Origin of the sequence: uncultured Spongiibacter sp., assembly GCF_964011655.1 — a bacterium.
GTDB classification, from domain to species: domain Bacteria; phylum Pseudomonadota; class Gammaproteobacteria; order Pseudomonadales; family Spongiibacteraceae; genus Spongiibacter; species Spongiibacter marinus.
Genome location: NZ_CAXGPO010000052.1, coordinates 1 through 15383, shown reverse-complemented (window position 1 = coordinate 15383; position 15383 = coordinate 1). Strand labels below are relative to the sequence as shown.

14 protein-coding genes are annotated in these 15383 nt (G+C 57.1%); 12 read left to right on the top strand and 2 right to left on the bottom strand.

The genetic code is table 11. The features are described from left to right. The 3 genes from cofH to ABNS66_RS15245 form a co-directional block, all read left to right on the top strand. Window positions 1-1533, top strand: a 1533-nt coding sequence (gene cofH / locus ABNS66_RS15255; RefSeq protein ID WP_348655379.1) for a 5-amino-6-(D-ribitylamino)uracil--L-tyrosine 4-hydroxyphenyl transferase CofH, incomplete at its 5' end; no start/stop codon positions are given. Between the two features lie 24 nt (window positions 1534-1557). Further along, window positions 1558-2319, top strand: coding sequence for an SDR family oxidoreductase (locus ABNS66_RS15250; protein WP_286838954.1), 762 nt, complete (start codon window positions 1558-1560; stop codon window positions 2317-2319). 83 nt (window positions 2320-2402) lie between these two features. Further along, the gene (locus tag ABNS66_RS15245) at window positions 2403-3290 is read left to right on the top strand and encodes an AEC family transporter (protein ID WP_286838956.1); all 888 of its coding nucleotides are present in this window, start codon (window positions 2403-2405) and stop codon (window positions 3288-3290) included. A gap of 34 nt (window positions 3291-3324) precedes the next feature. On the opposite strand, the gene ABNS66_RS15240 is transcribed toward ABNS66_RS15245, so the two are convergent. Together ABNS66_RS15240 and ABNS66_RS15235 are read right to left on the bottom strand one after the other, a co-directional pair. Further along, window positions 3325-4110: an enoyl-CoA hydratase gene (locus ABNS66_RS15240; RefSeq protein ID WP_286838957.1), complete on the bottom strand. Its 786-nt coding sequence runs from the start codon at window positions 4108-4110 to the stop codon at window positions 3325-3327. Window positions 4111-4228: 118 nt separating this feature from the next. Beyond that, the gene (locus ABNS66_RS15235; protein ID WP_286838958.1) at window positions 4229-4714 is read right to left on the bottom strand and encodes a DUF3806 domain-containing protein; all 486 of its coding nucleotides are present in this window, start codon (window positions 4712-4714) and stop codon (window positions 4229-4231) included. A gap of 184 nt (window positions 4715-4898) precedes the next feature. On the opposite strand from ABNS66_RS15235, the gene dapA reads away from it, so the two are divergent. The 9 genes from dapA to ABNS66_RS15190 all read left to right on the top strand — a co-directional run bounded on the left by dapA (window position 4899) and on the right by ABNS66_RS15190 (window position 15199). Beyond that, window positions 4899-5774, top strand: coding sequence for a 4-hydroxy-tetrahydrodipicolinate synthase (gene dapA / locus ABNS66_RS15230; RefSeq protein ID WP_027873567.1), 876 nt, complete (start codon window positions 4899-4901; stop codon window positions 5772-5774). Between the two features lie 40 nt (window positions 5775-5814). After that, window positions 5815-6822: an outer membrane protein assembly factor BamC gene (bamC, locus tag ABNS66_RS15225; protein ID WP_204995980.1), complete on the top strand. Its 1008-nt coding sequence runs from the start codon at window positions 5815-5817 to the stop codon at window positions 6820-6822. Then, window positions 6822-7580, top strand: coding sequence for an MBL fold metallo-hydrolase (locus tag ABNS66_RS15220; RefSeq protein ID WP_204995979.1), 759 nt, complete (start codon window positions 6822-6824; stop codon window positions 7578-7580). The genes bamC and ABNS66_RS15220 overlap by 1 nt, the downstream gene beginning before the upstream one ends. Before the next feature lie 18 nt (window positions 7581-7598). Further along, window positions 7599-8318, top strand: a complete 720-nt coding sequence (gene purC, locus ABNS66_RS15215) for a phosphoribosylaminoimidazolesuccinocarboxamide synthase (protein WP_204995978.1) — start codon at window positions 7599-7601, stop codon at window positions 8316-8318. A 159-nt stretch (window positions 8319-8477) separates the two neighbouring features. Continuing rightward, window positions 8478-8870 (top strand): DUF2007 domain-containing protein, encoded by a 393-nt coding sequence (locus ABNS66_RS15210; protein WP_286695906.1) that lies wholly within the window; start codon window positions 8478-8480, stop codon window positions 8868-8870. 96 nt (window positions 8871-8966) lie between these two features. Then, complete coding sequence (locus tag ABNS66_RS15205; protein WP_204995976.1) at window positions 8967-9665, top strand: VIT family protein; 699 nt, start codon at window positions 8967-8969, stop codon at window positions 9663-9665. A gap of 175 nt (window positions 9666-9840) precedes the next feature. Further along, window positions 9841-10833: an efflux RND transporter periplasmic adaptor subunit gene (locus ABNS66_RS15200; RefSeq protein WP_348655378.1), complete on the top strand. Its 993-nt coding sequence runs from the start codon at window positions 9841-9843 to the stop codon at window positions 10831-10833. Next, window positions 10830-13886 (top strand): efflux RND transporter permease subunit, encoded by a 3057-nt coding sequence (locus ABNS66_RS15195; protein ID WP_286838961.1) that lies wholly within the window; start codon window positions 10830-10832, stop codon window positions 13884-13886. The genes ABNS66_RS15200 and ABNS66_RS15195 overlap by 4 nt, the downstream gene beginning before the upstream one ends. Continuing rightward, window positions 13883-15199 carry a dicarboxylate/amino acid:cation symporter gene (locus ABNS66_RS15190; RefSeq protein ID WP_286838963.1) on the top strand — a complete coding sequence of 439 codons (1317 nt, stop codon included), beginning with the start codon at window positions 13883-13885 and terminating at the stop codon, window positions 15197-15199. The genes ABNS66_RS15195 and ABNS66_RS15190 overlap by 4 nt, the downstream gene beginning before the upstream one ends. Window positions 15200-15383 lie beyond the last annotated feature (184 nt).

The following is a 15383-nucleotide window of genomic DNA, read 5'->3' as shown; positions in this document are numbered from 1 at the left end:
CAGATCGTTGCTGCCGGGATCAATGACTGGGGCGGCGTGTCGCCAGTGACGCCCGACTTTGTGAATCCCGAAGCGCCGTGGCCACACGTGGAGCGCTTGGCCAAGGAAACGGCGCTAAGTGGTAAATACCTGCACGAGCGCCTGACAATCTACCCCTCTTATGTCCGACGGGCGCAGCATTGGCTGGACCCCGCATTGGTGCCGCGCCTACTTAGTCGCGTGGATGGCCAGGGCCTGCCGAGGGTGGACGAATGGCTGACCGGGCAGGCCGCTGATGCGCCCGCGGCGGAGCTTGCATTGCTTGCTAAGCGCCGGCCTGTTGCAAGTGCCGCTGTTGCCGATATTTTACAGCGAGCAGAGGCTGAGCAGCGGTTAACTCAACAGGATATTGTCAGCTTGTTTGAAGCGCGCGGTGAAGACTTTGCCGCCGTGTGCCAAGCAGCGGACCGCCTGCGCGAGCGGCGCTGTGGCGATACCGTTAGTTATGTTGTCAATCGCAACATCAATTACACCAATGTCTGTTATTTCAAGTGCCAGTTTTGCGCTTTCTCTAAGGGCAAGCTCAGTGAGAATTTGCGTGGCCGACCCTATGATCTGAGTGCCGACGAAATCGCCCGGCGCGCTAAAGAGGCCTGGCAGCGCGGTGCCACCGAAGTGTGTATGCAGGGTGGCATTCATCCTGAATATACCGGGCAGACCTATCTGGATATATTGGCGACGCTGCGCGAGGCGGCGCCGGCAATGCACATCCACGCCTTCTCGCCACTGGAAGTCTGGCAGGGGGCTCAAACGCTCGGTATGCCGCTGGAGGATTACCTGCGGCAATTAAAGGCGGCGGGGTTGCACAGTCTGCCTGGAACCGCTGCCGAAGTGTTGGATGACCGGGTCAGGGCGGTGTTGTGCCCCGATAAAATTAATACCGAGCAGTGGCTTCAGGTCATGGAAGTTGCCCATGGAGTTGGTCTGCCAACAACCGCAACGATTATGTTCGGCCACGTTGACGGCTACGAGCACTGGGCCAATCACCTGCTGGCAATACGCGCGTTACAGCTGAAAACAGGCGGTTTTACTGAATTCGTGCCGCTGCCTTTTGTCGCCGCAGAATCGCCAATCTATTTGAAAGGGCGCGCTCGTCGTGGGCCAACGTTCCGCGAATCGCTGCTGATGCATGCGGTCGCACGCTTGGTCTTTAATGGCTTGATCGACAATATTCAGGCGTCCTGGGTGAAAATGGGCGCGGAAGGGGTCATGGCCTGTTTGAATGCCGGGGTTAACGACCTCGGCGGGACGCTGATGAATGAAACCATCACCCGGGCTGCTGGTGCTAGCCATGGCGAAGAGACATCGCCTCAGGAAATGGAGCAGCGCATCGCGGCGATGGGGCGCGTTGCGCGTCAACGCAACACCCTCTACGGCGAGGCCGATACGACGCAGATGGAACGGGCCCGGCATGCCGAGCGCTTGGCGGTTGCGGTCAATACGCCGGCGAGCAAGTATGAGCGCAGTAAGCGTCAATTAATTGCCAGCGGCTAATAACAATAAAATAGGAATAACATCATGGCAGTCTATGCAATGACAGGCGGTGCCACAGGCATCGGGGCAGCGATTCGCGAGCAGCTCTGCGACGCGGGGCATCGCGTTGTGTCGGTGGATTTACGCGATGCCGATATCTGTGCGGACCTGAGCGACTACAATGGCCGTCAGAGAGCGATCGACGGTATTCGCCAGCTTTGCCCGGAAGGCATAGATGGCTTTATTCCTTGCGCGGGTGTCGGGCCATCGGTGAAGCCGCCGTCGCTGATTGCGCGCATCAATTATTTTGCGGCGGTCGCCGTGACCGAAGGCGTGCTGGACTTGCTGGAAGCACGTGGCGGTCGCGTGGTGATGATTGCCTCGAACTCCGCGCCGATGGTGCCTCTGAACGATTACGTGGAATTGCTGCTCGACGGCGAGGAGGAAGCGGCTTGCGAACTGGCCGATAGTCGCGATCCCCATTCCGCCTATGCCGGTTCCAAGCACGCCATCTGCTGTTGGCTGCGTCGCCGCAGTGGCGAGTTGGCGCGACGTGGTATTCGCATCAATGCGGTTGCGCCGGGTATTGTGCAAACGCCTCTGAGCGAAAAGGTATTGGCCGATGCCGAGCTTGGTCAGGCAATGCGAGATTTCGGTGACAGTGTGCCGCTGGGGTGTATTGGTCAGCCTCAGCAAATTGCCGATGTGGTGAGTTTTTTACTTGGGCCGGGTGCCGACTACATGACTGGCGCTATTATTTTTGTCGATGGCGGACACGACGCCATGCTGCGCCCCGACGGCTTCTAGCTTTTTGCCATTTACCCTTGGCAGCGCGCATAATGCGGCCCGAGCACTTTTACTGAACCGCAATACCTGCTGCTAGGGTCGCCATGCTTTCTGTTGTATCTCCCTTACTGCCGATAATGTTGCCGGTGCTGCTGTGCGCCGCCTTGGGCGTTGTTTGGGTGCGCTGCAAACAGCCCTTCGATCAGGAATTTGTGCGTCGCATGGTGATGTGGGTCGGAGCTCCCGCGTTGATTGTGTCAACGCTCGGCAGCGTGGAGATTGCGCCGGCTGTGCTGTCTGAAGTGCTGACCGCAAGTCTTTTAATGCTGGTCTGGACGGCGCTGCTCGGTTCGGCATTTTGCGCCCTTGCGGGGCTTTCCATACGCAACTTCCTGGTGCCGCTGACCTTTGGTAATTTCGGGAATATGGGCTTGCCGATATGCCTGTTCGCCTTTGGTCAGCAGGGCCTGGCGTTGGCCCTAGGGGTATTTTTAGCCACGATGGTTTGCCATTTTTCACTTGGCGTTGCGGTGCTAAATGGCTCAAATGCAGTGCGCGCGGTGCTGCGCTCCCCAATCATTTACGCCGGTGCCCTGGCGGCGTTACTGGTGTTTTGTGATTGGACGCTGCCAGCGACGGCGAGCAATACCCTGAGCATCCTCGGTGGCATGTCGATTCCCTTAATGCTGATAACACTGGGTGTTTCCTTAGGCTCATTGCGGGTTGCTGTGGCCGGGCGCGCGGTGATTCTCGGCGTTGCTCGCTTGGCGCTGGGCTTAAGTGCGGGTTTTTTTACAGTGTGGTCGCTGGAACTCGATGGGCTGGTACGCGAGGTTGTGTTGTTACAGTCGGCCATGCCTGCGGCGGTGTTTAACTACCTCCTGGCGGTGCAATATCAGCGTGAGCCAGCCACGGTGGCGGGCATGGTGGTTAGCTCAACGCTGATAAGTTTTATCAGTATTCCGGTGCTGCTGCTTTACTTAAACGTTTGAGGTCAGTGATCTGCTGGGGCAGCGGGAAAGCACGCTAGCGCTGTTGGGCGCGGCCGCGGGCCATAACCTGCAAGCGCCGGGCTTCGACATCCTCGCTACTTACCTGTCGATTCCACTCACTGGATACGCGATGCTCCAGCGTTAATGCCGATGCCAGTGTTTGCTTCGCACCGTCGTCGATCAAGTTGCGATAGCGGCTAAGCATGCCGGGCTCTACAAAGGCAATATCTTCGGCCAGGGCGATCGCTTCGCTAAGCAGCGTGTCCTCGGGATACACTCGGTTCACAAGGCCCCATTCGGCGGCGGTGTCAGCGCTAATAAAGCGACCGCTCAGCGACATCTCTTTTGCGCGGGACAGGCCGATAATCCTCGGCAGTTTCTGCGACAGTCCCCAGCCTGGCATGATGCCCACCAGCGCGTGGGTGTCGGCAAAGCGTGCCTGCTCGGAGGCGAGCAAAATATCGCAGGCCAGGGCGAGCTCGAAACCGCCAGTAATGGCAACGCCATTAATCGCGCCGATAACGGGCTTGCCGCATTCGGCAATGGCGGTTACCGGGTTGGACATCGGGTCTTGATCGTTTGCCGCACTGAGGTCGTCTCCGGCGCCGAGTTCTTTCAGGTCCAGACCAGCAGTGAAGGCCTTGTTGCCCGCGCCAGTGAGCACGACTGCGCGCACTGTATCGTCGTCTCGGATGCACTGCATCTGTTTACATAGGGCGCTGCGCAGCTCGGCGCTGAGCGCATTCATCGCATCGGGGCGGTTGAGTGTGACAACGGCAACGCCGCTGTCATGGCGCTCGAGTAATACTGTATCGCTCATGGGCTGATCCTTATTATTTATGTTGTTCCGTTGAGCTAAGTGTACTGCCGGAAAAGGGCCAAGATAGCGCTTGGTTGCCCGTGTGGGGGAGGCCGGTGGTCGGGCACCGGCTCAGCCCTTAGCGGACGATAATTTTCTTCTTAATGCGCTTAATTTCCTGTTCTAAGCGCTGGTAGATCGCTTGAACATCAACCTCGGCACCCACCCGTACGCGACTGGAAATTTGCGTGACAGGAAACAAAAACTCATCTTTCGCGGGCACCTCTAACGCGCGGCTGCGACCTTTGGCATCGCTGTAGATTACCCACCTCAGGCCATTTTCCCGGCGCAGGTGCTCACCCAGAATAATACCCATTGCCTGCAGTTGTGCAGTTTCATCGGGTTTCACCAGCTTGCGGTCGAGAATGTCTTGAATCAGACGGAGGTCGCTGTCGCGGCCGTGGCCAAAGCTACGTCCCATGGAAATTTGCACCAGGCTGTTGAGCTCTTGGCGGCGCTCTTCCATATAGCGCTGGTCCAGTGGTGTCAGTGGGTCGGTGCGCCACTGCGCGGCGCTGGCAACGGTGGTGACAAGCGCCAGCAGAATGGGCATGAGCATTTTCATTGTCGGTTCTCCTGACTTTGTTAATCAGTGATGGCTTGTCGGCATTATACGGCTTTGGACCGACCGATTGCGGCAATGTTTCTGTCGCGGGTAGAGAATGTGCCGAGGCCGCGAAATCTCCCTTGAGCTGGGCCTCTCTGGCCAGTACCATTGGCGGCTTGCAGAAAATTCTGGAGATTCAGGCATGATTACCGGCAGCATTGTCGCCCTAGTTACCCCAATGCACAGCGATGGCAGCATCGACTGGCAGGCGCTGTCTCGCTTGATTGAATGGCACATTGATCAGGGTACCGATGGCATTGTGGCTGTGGGGACCAGCGGTGAGTCAGCAACCCTGGGTATGGACGAGCACAAAATGTTCATCAAAGCCTGTGTCGATCAGGTTGCCGGGCGTGTCAAAGTGGTTGCTGGCACGGGCGCGAACTCCACCAGCGAGGCGATTGAGCTTACGGAAGTGGCGCGTGAAGTCGGGGCCGATGCCTGCCTGTTGGTAACGCCTTACTACAATAAGCCCACTCAGGAAGGGCTGTATCGTCACTATATGGCGATCGCCGATGCTGTTGATATCCCGCAGATCTTATACAACGTGCCGGGCCGCACCGCCTGCGATATGCAAAATGCGACCACTGTTCGACTGGCCGATCACCCGAATATTATTGCCATTAAAGATGCGACCGGCGATATCGCACGCGGCCGGGAACTGATTGACGCTGTGGGCGACAAAATAGACGTGTTGTCCGGTGACGATGCCACCGCTATGGAGCTGATGCTGCAAGGGGGTAAAGGCAATATTTCAGTTACCGCGAATGTTGCGCCAGCGGCCATGAAGGCGGTGTGTGACGCCGCGATGGCCGGAGATCGCGCAGCGGCTGAGGCCGCGAATGCGCCACTGCTGGCATTGCACGAGCGACTGTTTGTTGAATCCAATCCTATTCCTGTTAAATGGGCCTTGTATGCCATGGGCAAAATGGAAGAGGGCATTCGCCTGCCGTTGACCCCGTTAAGCGAGGGGGCTCAGCCTCAGGTCCGCGAGGCCTTGGAACACGCCGGGCTACTGTAATCCGCCCCACAAGGGCGCTAACTAATAAGTGAAGAAACGAATGCGTTTTAGCTCCGTCCGTTATGCCGTTGTTATTTTGAGCCTTGTCGCGGTCAGCGCCTGCAGTGCGTTCCGCGACCGCTCCCACGATTATCGTCGCGCTCAACTTAGTGAAGCGCTGGTTCTGCCCACCGGGGTGAGCGATGAAGCGCTCGACGACCTCTATGTGGTTCCCGGTATCCGCGACCACCAACCCCTGCCGGGCGAGTTCGAAGCGCCGCGCCCGGAACAGCTCACCAAGAACGTTGGTACAGCTGAGGTCAAAATTCAGCGCCTGGATGATGACCACTGGATTCTGTTAGACGGAGAGCCCGGCCAGGTGTGGCCGCGAGTGCGCGTTTTCCTGGATCGCGCGGGCGTGCAATTGGCCACAATCGATAACGAGCAGGGCATACTCGAAACGCAGTGGCGCGACATTGAACAGGGTGCGCCCCAGGAGCGTTTTCGCCTGCGTTTGGAGCACGGCGTTCAAGTAGGGACCAGCGAAATTCATTTATTGGTGCAACAGGGGATTGCCAGCCAGCCCTGGCCTGCACAGTCCACCGACCCTCAGCGTGAGCGGCAATTGGCGCGGGTACTCGCGCAGTTTTTGGCGGATAGTGAAAATCAGGGGTCTGTTTCTATCCTTGCCAAACGCGGCAGCAAGAGCAAAGGAAAGATCTTTATTGAAGGCGAGGGTAACAATCGCTACCTGCGGCTTTTCCTGCCCTATGATCGGGCGTGGGCAGCGTTGGGACTGGCGCTGAACAAAGCGGGTTTTGAAATTGAAGACGAAGCGCCGGCGGTCAACAAATACTGGCTCAGTTATATCGACCCCGAAGACAAAGACGACGGTTGGCTGAGCGGCTTCTTCGGTGCCAATCGTGCCAAGCGCAGTCGTTACGTGGTGGAGTTGAAGCCGGTCGCTGAAGGGCAGTCTGTCATCATTTTGAATTATCAAAAGGGACGTCGTTTGCGCAGTGAAGAACGGGAGATCCTGCTCAATCGGATTATGGGATACCTGCACTAATGCGCTTTGCCTCGCTCGGTAGTGGCAGTAAGGGCAACGCCACACTGATCGAGTCTGACGGGGCCTGCCTGCTGGTGGATTGCGGCTTCACCATTGCTGAGACTGAAAAACGCATGGCCCGTCTCGGGCGTTCGCCCAGCGAGTTGAGCGCTATATTGGTCACTCACGAGCACAGTGATCATATCAAGGGCGTGCTGCCCCTGGCGCGAAAGTACGACCTGCCGGTGTACAGCAGTTTTGGCACCGCAGAATACAAGCAAATGAGAGCTTATAAACGCTGGCAGCAATTGTCCCTGGGCAAGCCAGCGGACATTGCCGGTATTGATGTTTCCCCGGTCGCGGTGCCGCACGACGCCCGTGAACCCTGTCAATTTGTGTTTCGTTACCAAAAAAAGACCTTCGGCTTACTCACGGACTTGGGTAGTATTACGCCCGTCGTGCAGGAGCAGTACGCGCTGTGCGATGCCCTGTTGTTAGAGTGCAACCACGACATGCCGATGCTACAACAGGGGCCGTATCCGCCATCACTAAAGCGGCGAGTGGGCGGCGATTGGGGGCATCTCAACAACGTACAGGCGGCGCAGCTTTTAAGCCGAGTTGATGTTGCGCGCTTGCAGCACGTAGTGATGGCGCACCTGAGTGAACAGAACAACACTCCTGACCTGGCGAGGTCAGCGGTGGAACCTATTTTAGTGAACAGCGAAGCATTGCTGTCTGCAGATCAACAAGCCGGTTTCGACTGGTTAGAAATCGCATAATAGCGAAAGAGGCAAACCATGGAAAAACGCGAGGAATTGTATTCGGGTAAAGCAAAGTCGGTATATAAAACCGACGATCCGGATCGCTTCATTCTCACCTTCAGAAATGACACCTCGGCGTTCGATGGCGTGAAGGTTGAGCAGCTTGACCGCAAGGGCATGGTCAATAACAAGTTCAATGCGTTCATCATGGAAAAGCTGCAGCAGGCGGGCGTGCCGACGCATTTTGAAGGCCTTCTCAATGACAGTGAGGCGTTAGTAAAGCGCCTTGATATGTTCCCCATTGAGTGCGTGGTGCGCAATATCGCTGCGGGTTCAATCGTTAAACGTCTGGGCGTTAAGGAAGGCTTGGAACTGACGCCACCGACCTTTGAAACGTTTTTGAAAGACGACGCCCTGCACGACCCGATGATCAATGAGTCACATATCCGCAGTTTTGGCTGGGCGACCGACGAGCAGATGGCGCGGATGCGTGAGTTGACCTATCAGGTAAACGATATTCTCAAGGCATTGTTCCTGGATGCCGGTATGCTACTGGTCGATTACAAGCTTGAGTTCGGCGTGTTTAGCGACGGTGAGATTTACCTGGGTGATGAGTTTTCACCCGATGGCTGCCGTATCTGGGACAAAGACACCCGCGAAAAGCTCGACAAGGACCGCTTCCGTCAAGACCTTGGTAATGTCGTAGAGTCATACGAGCTGGTAGGCCGCCGTTTGGGCATGAATTTCGACGATTAATTACCCCCCACCTTTCTGGCCTGCCTCGGGCAGGCCAAGCCCCCGATTTTGGCATTCAGCACAGGCGCGCTAGACTGTTAGCGACAACGTCGTTCCCCTATACCGGCGGTTGAGTTTCACTCTGAAGCGATGCAACCAGTAAATTGAGGAGTGTTGCCTGTGTTGGTCACAGTTGCCCGCTATTCCTTTCCCTGGGAAGCGCAGATAAATCGCGCTCGGCTGGAAGCTGAGGGCATTCCCGCTTTTGTCGCCGATGAACAGACCATCAATATGCAGTGGCTCTACTCCGATGCCTTGGGGGGCGTGCGCTTGCAGGTGCCGTCCGCCTGCGAAGAACGTGCCCGAGAGTTACTAAGCGAAGATCGAAGTGCAGATCTGGAAACGTCACAGGGCAGTGATGTGCCGCTGTGCCCAGTGTGTTGTGCTGAAATGCAATCTGAGCGGCGAGGTCGTCGCTGGGCCTTTCTCGTGTTCCTGGGCATTGATTTCCCCCTGTTCCCCACGCGAAAAATATTGCGCTGTGGCCGCTGTGGTTATGAACAACCGAGCTGAGTAATGCGGTAGAATTTGAGACAGAGCTTTTGCGTTAGATCAACGCCGCTCTGACTGGTTAACGATAGTCTTGTGCACGCTTTGCTAAGGGTAGATATGGAGCATCGACACCACTACGAGCAGCATCGAATGGGCCGTATCGCATGGCTGCGCGCGGCGGTGCTCGGTGCAAACGACGGCATAGTCTCCACCGCCAGTTTACTGTTGGGTGTCGCCGCCGCTGGAGCGAGCAGTCATACACTGTTGCTTACCGGCTTGGCTGGCGTGGTTTCCGGCGCGATGTCGATGGCCGCTGGCGAGTATGTGTCGGTGAGTTCTCAGGCCGATATAGAACGCGCCGACATCGAGATTGAGCGGCGCGAGTTGGCGGAAAATCCAGTGCAGGAGCATGAAGAGCTGGCGCAGATATATATCCAGCGCGGCCTTGATGATGCGCTGGCAGAGCAAGTTGCCTCGCAGATGATGGATCACGATGCCCTGGCTGCGCACAGTCGCGACGAGCTCGGCTTGTCACCTTACCACCGGGCGAAACCGCTGCTCGCGGCGGTATCGTCTGCAGCCAGTTTTGCCTTGGGGGGCGCGTTGCCACTGGGTTTGGCGATTGCGCTGTCTCCGCCCCTGTTGCTCACGGTGATGCCTGTGGCAATTTTATTATTCCTGGCCCTGCTCGGTGGCAGTGCGGCCTATGTGGGCGGCGCGCCAATTCGTGCTGCGGCCTTGCGCGTTACCTTCTGGGGGGCGCTGGCCATGCTGCTAACCGCTGCGGTTGGCAGCGCCGTTGGCACGGTGCTGTAGCGGCCTTTTTGCCGTGCTGTTTATTCTCTCCTGCGCTTCTGTAGCGCGCTGATTAAGATATTAACTCATGCCTAAATTATTCTTTGCTGTTGTGATAAGTGCGCTGCTGATTGGCTGTGCGAAACCTGCCGATAATCGCGAAATGCCGCCGCGGGGATTGAAGGTATATCAGGTTATGGATTCAGCGAAGATGGTTCAGCGGCGCTTTCCCAGTGTTCTTGCGGCCCACGATGAAACGCAGTTGTCGTTTGATATCGGCGGTCAGCTGGGGCAGGTCGAGCTTCAGGAAGGGCAGCGAGTCGCGCGTGGAGAGTTGCTATTGCAGCTTGATACAGCGCGTATTGCATTGCACCGTCAGGATGCAAAAGCCGCGCTCGCCCAGGCGCAGGCAGGCTATCAGAATGCCCGCAGTAATTTCACTCGCCACGAGGCCATGTGGCAACAACGCGTGATACCGCGTGCGCGTTACGACGATGCAGAGGCGGCGCTGGCGACCGCCGCGGCGCAGCTTGAGCGTGCCGAACAGGGCCTGGCCTTGGCTGAGGAAAACTTGCGCAAGTCGGCACTGCGCGCCCCGTTTGACGGCATTGTTGCCAACGTGCGTGCCAAGGCGTTTGCAACGGTAGCGGCTGGACAGACACTGCTGACCTTGTACTCCGAAAATGCCTTTGAGGTGGCCTTCAGTGTGCCATCGTCAGTGATTAACAGTATGTCGGTGGGGCAGGCGGTTGCCGTGCAAATGGCAGAGCTTGGCGACGTACAGTTCGAGGGGCAAATTAGTGAAGTGGGCAGCCGTGCCGCGAGTGTCTCGGCCTTTCCGGTCGTTGCTGTGCTGGACGCTGTCCCGCAAACACTCCGAGTAGGTATGTCGGCTGAGGTGATTGCCGATATCGCCTTGCCCGCCGATTACCGCGGTTTCCTGCTGCCATTGAATTGTTTGGTATTTGACAATGCCAGTCGACTGACCGCCAAGCACTTCGAAGCGCTGGTGTATGTTTACGACGCCGCCAGCCAGTCCGTTGTCGCTCGCCCGGTAACGGTATCCGAGGTACGCGGTAACGAAGTGATAGTCAGCAAAGGTTTGTCGGCGGGTGATCGAGTGGCCGCGGCGGGCGTGTCGTATCTGCGCGATGGTATGAAAGTGAAACTGCTGGAGCCGCAGTTATGATGTCGCTGATTCGCCTGGGGCTTGAGCGAAATCGCCTAACCGTATTTGTGATGCTCGCACTGCTATTAAGCGGTGGTTTGACCTACACCGATCTGGCCAAACGGGAAGAACCTGAAATCACCATTCGCACCGCCATGGTCACCGTTTTGTTTCCCGGTATGCCGCCTGCAAGAATGGAAACTCTTATTGCTGAGCCAGTCGAACGCAAAATCCGTCTTATCCCCGAGGTGGAAGAAATAGAGACGCTGCTGGTTACCGGGCAGGTGAGTTTTCGCGTGACGCTCTACGACCGCTACGATGACCTCGAAGATATTTGGCAGGCGCTGCGCGATAAAATGAGCGAAGTCACCCGCGAGCTGCCACCGGATACCCTGGGCCCGTTCGTGAACACCGATTACGGCGATGTCAGCATTGCGACGATCGCGATGACTGCCGAGGGCTTTGACTACGCTGAAATGCTCGATACGGCAGAGGATTTGCAGCGCCGTTTGTACACCATTGCCGGCATTTCCAAAGTGAACTTTTACGGGCAGCAGGCAGAAAAGATATGGCTGGAGTTCGATGCCAACCGTCTCGCTGCCGTCGGCATGCAGTTGGCTGTGGTTATAGATGAGTTGCGAGAGCAAAACATTATCCTGCCCTCAGGGCAGCTCAATGCCGGCGGTAAACGCCTTTTGCTGGAAACCAGCGGCGATTTTCGCAGTGAGCAGGATATTGCCGCGTTACTGAGCAAAACGCGCATTGGTGACAACTTCGTGCGGTTGGCCGACATTGTTCACGTGAGGCGAGGCTTTGCCGACCCATTGACGCGACCGGTATACGCCAATGGCGAGCCGGCGATCGCTATCTCTGTCGAAATGCAAAGCGGCGAAGATATCCTCAAGGTGGGTAAGCGTATTCGCGACGAGGTTGCCGCCTTTGAGCAACAGCAGCCGATAGGCTACGCCTTTGACTTTGTCAGCTTTCAGCCCGATGAGGTGCGCCGTTCCGTGCGCGGTGCCTTGCTCAATGTCGCCGAGACCTTTGTGGTGGTCTTGCTGGTGGTGATGGTCTTTCTCGGGCTAAGAACCGGGGTGGTTATTGCCGCGATTGTCCCCTTTGCGGTGTTGTTTGCGCTGATGGGGATGCGCGTACTGGGGATTGCGCTAGAGCAGGTGTCGATAGCGGCGGTAATTATCTCGCTGGGCTTACTTGTCGACAATGGCGTGGTCGTCGTCGAGGACGTGTTGCGCCGGGTCGAGCAAGGGCAGGCGCGGACGCTGGCGGCGCGCGCCGCAGCCAAGCAGTTTGCCATTCCACTGGCGATCGCCTCGGGTACAACCGCGGCGGCGTTTCTGCCGTTCTTTTTGCTGGAGGGGCCGGAGGGCGAGTACGCCTATTCACTGGCCAGCGTGGTTGCGCTGAGTTTGCTTGGCTCGTGGCTGAGCGCGATGTATTTTCTACCGTTGATTGCGGCGCGCTTCGTGCAGCCTAAAACCTCGCGCGTGGATAAACCCGCGGCGGGGGCGAATTACTATCGGCGCCTTTTAGCATTCTGCCTGCCGCGTGCGCCCTGGGTATTGGCGGCTACTGCACTTCTTGTCGTTGCTGGAGCCGTACTGTTCTCTCGTTTGCCCAGCCAGTTGTTTCCGCCCTCTGATCGCGGTGAGGTGCTGGTATATATGGAGCTGCCAATGGGTAGCAATATCAACGAGACACTGCGGCTGTCCAAGGCGTTTGGCGACTGGCTTGCTGACGATGAGCCCAACCCCGAGTTGCGCAACTATACCGCTTACATCGCCGACGGCGGCCCGCGTTTTTATCTTACGCTCAACCCCGCCGAGCGCTCGCCAACCAGCGCCTTCTTTTTGCTGAATACCGCTGATATGCAGAGTTCGCTGACGGTTCAGGAGCGTGTTCGCCGCCATGCTCATCAGTACTTTCCGGAGGCGCGTTTTACGGTAAAACGCCTGGCGATGGGGGCCAAGGAATCGGGGGTTTTGCAGCTTGAGTTGACCGGCCCAGACGCCGACCGGCTTTTGGAGTTGGCGCGTGATGTTGAAGCGGTGTTTTACCCGGTGCCCGCAATGGTGGACAACCGAAACGACTGGGGCGAAAAAATCGTCAAGGTGATGATCGATGTCGACCAAAATAAAGCGCGGCGCTTAGGTGTTAGCTCAGCGTCGTTGAGCCGGGTACTCAGCGCCTACTTTGATGGCAGTGCGATCTCTGTGTTTCACGACCACGACCGTTCTCTGCCCATCGTCCTGCGTGCCAGCGAGAAGGACCGCGATAGCATCGACGATCTGCGCGATATCTCTGTACTCTCTGACAGCGGAGCCGTGGTGCCGTTGGGGCAGCTCGCGGTTATCCGGCCCGAACTGGAGTTTTCACAGCTGCGCCGAAAAGATCAACAGCGCATGATTACGATCACAGCGAAGAGCGAGGCCTTCACCGCCGAAGCGCTGCTGGAGCGTGTGCAAAATGACTTGGACAGCATCGTCCTGCCCGAGGGCTACAGCCTGTCAATCGCCGGGGAAATTGCCGATAGCCATGAAATCTATGGAAAGTTGGCTGCCGGTTTGCCCGCGGCCTTTGCCTTAATGGTACTGTTGGTGGTATTTCAGTTTAACTCCTTCCGCCGTGCGGCAATCGTATTCACCACAGTGCCACTGGTGATTATTGGTGCCCCTCTGGGCCTTATGGCCAGCGGGCAGCCGCTGTCTTTTATGGGCACACTAGGCTTAATAAGTTTGGCCGGTATCATCATTAATAATGCGATCGTGCTGATCGATCAGATTGATATTGAGCGGGCGAACAGCGACCTGAAAACGGCGATTATCGAGGCGGCGCAGCAGCGTTTTCGGCCGATTTTGTTAACCTCGGTCACCACCGTTGTGGGTTTGTTGCCATTGTTCTTTTTTGGCGGGCCGCTGTGGACGCCGCTGGCGGCAGTGATTATTGGCGGGCTGTCGTTGTCGTCGGTGCTCAGTTTGGTATTTGTGCCTGCGTCATATTACTTGCTTAAGCCGCCAGTCAGCGCGCCCTCTGGTAACGACGGAGCGTTGTTATGAGTCTATTTCCTGCGGCACTAACACCCAGCAGCCCGCGCCGCCTGGCTTCGCGCCTCGACTACTTGCTGCGGGGGCGACTGTGGGCGCAGATTCTGCTGGCAATGGTGCTCGGCGTGGCGCTCGGCTTGTGTCTGTCACCCAGCGGTGGCGCGCTGGTAGCCAGCGATACGGCCAGCTTACTCGCTGCATGGCTGGCCCTGCCGGGGCGGCTTTTCCTCGCCATGATTCAAATGGTGGTGGTGCCACTGGTGCTGTCCTCCATTATTTTGGGGATTACCAGTAGTGGCGACCCCAAATTTCTGAAGCAGATAGGCCTGCGCATTGCGCCGTATTTTATTCTTACGACCAGCGTGGCGGTTTTCATTGGCTGTATTGTGGCGCTGTGGTTACAGCCTGGTCAGTACATCGATGTCGGCGCAGAGTTGGCCACGGCAACGGTGCCTGAATCCGCCGTTGCCGTGGCCTCGTTGCCAGACCGACTGATTGAAATTATCCCCGCTAACCCGACCAGTGCGCTGTTGTCGCGATCAATGTTCCAGATTGTTGTACTGGCTATTTTTATCGCGGTGGCGATGGTGTCGATCAGCGAGCGGCGTGCAAAACCCCTACTTGACTTATGTGTGTCGGTTCAGGATGTGTCGATGAAAATCGTCAGTTGGGCGATGGCGTTGGCGCCGATTGCGGTATTCGGCTTGCTGGCGCAAATCAGTGTGCAGGTGGGTTTCGATGCCATTATCGGCGTGGCGACCTACGTGGCAACGGTGCTGTTGGGCTTGGTGATATTGCTGGGCTTCTATTTGCTGATTGTCACCGTGCTGGCGCGCCGCTCACCCCTGGCGTTCCTGCGGTCAATTTCCAATGTTCAACTGTTGGCGTTTTCCACGTCCAGTTCGGCAGCGGTAATGCCCCTGTCGATGAAAACAGCGGAAGAATCACTGAGGGTAAAACCGGCGGTGTCACAGTTTGTGGTGCCCCTGGGCGCTACGGTGAACATGGACGGCACGGCGCTTTACCAAGTCATAGCGGCGGTTTTCCTTACTCAGGTATATGGCATTGAACTGAGCATTGCCCAGTTGCTGTTGTTGTCGGTGACCACCGTGGGTGCGTCTATCGGTTCGCCGAGTACGCCGGGCGTCGGTATCGTGATATTGGCGACAATCGTTCAGGGAATGGGGGTGCCGGCCGAGGGGCTGGCACTGATCTTAGGCGTGGATCGCATTTTAGATATGAGTCGCACGGCAGTGAATGTAAGTGGTGACCTGACGGCCTGTGTGGTGATGGAAAGGTTTCTCGATGACAAGGTCAGCGACTGAATTGCCTAGGGCCTGTTCACACTAATCCGATTATTACTGTTGTGGCTAAAAAAGCACCAATCTAGGCGCGAAGAGCGTAGTTTGGTTATTCCAAATAAGCGATGAGCAACGACGAGTGGTGCTTTTTTAGCCGCAACCCATAGGGCTGGGGCCATTTTTGCCCCCAGCGTTGTTGCCAGCCACT

Coding starts and splice junctions, on each gene's coding strand:
- ABNS66_RS15250 (WP_286838954.1), top strand. CDS start 1,558: ATGGCAGTCTATGCAATGACAGGCGGTGCCACAGGCATCGGGGCAGCG.
- ABNS66_RS15245 (WP_286838956.1), top strand. CDS start 2,403: ATGCTTTCTGTTGTATCTCCCTTACTGCCGATAATGTTGCCGGTGCTG.
- ABNS66_RS15240 (WP_286838957.1), bottom strand. CDS start 4,110: ATGAGCGATACAGTATTACTCGAGCGCCATGACAGCGGCGTTGCCGTT.
- ABNS66_RS15235 (WP_286838958.1), bottom strand. CDS start 4,714: ATGAAAATGCTCATGCCCATTCTGCTGGCGCTTGTCACCACCGTTGCC.
- dapA (WP_027873567.1), top strand. CDS start 4,899: ATGATTACCGGCAGCATTGTCGCCCTAGTTACCCCAATGCACAGCGAT.
- bamC (WP_204995980.1), top strand. CDS start 5,815: ATGCGTTTTAGCTCCGTCCGTTATGCCGTTGTTATTTTGAGCCTTGTC.
- ABNS66_RS15220 (WP_204995979.1), top strand. CDS start 6,822: ATGCGCTTTGCCTCGCTCGGTAGTGGCAGTAAGGGCAACGCCACACTG.
- purC (WP_204995978.1), top strand. CDS start 7,599: ATGGAAAAACGCGAGGAATTGTATTCGGGTAAAGCAAAGTCGGTATAT.
- ABNS66_RS15205 (WP_204995976.1), top strand. CDS start 8,967: ATGGAGCATCGACACCACTACGAGCAGCATCGAATGGGCCGTATCGCA.
- ABNS66_RS15200 (WP_348655378.1), top strand. CDS start 9,841: ATGGATTCAGCGAAGATGGTTCAGCGGCGCTTTCCCAGTGTTCTTGCG.
- ABNS66_RS15195 (WP_286838961.1), top strand. CDS start 10,830: ATGATGTCGCTGATTCGCCTGGGGCTTGAGCGAAATCGCCTAACCGTA.
- ABNS66_RS15190 (WP_286838963.1), top strand. CDS start 13,883: ATGAGTCTATTTCCTGCGGCACTAACACCCAGCAGCCCGCGCCGCCTG.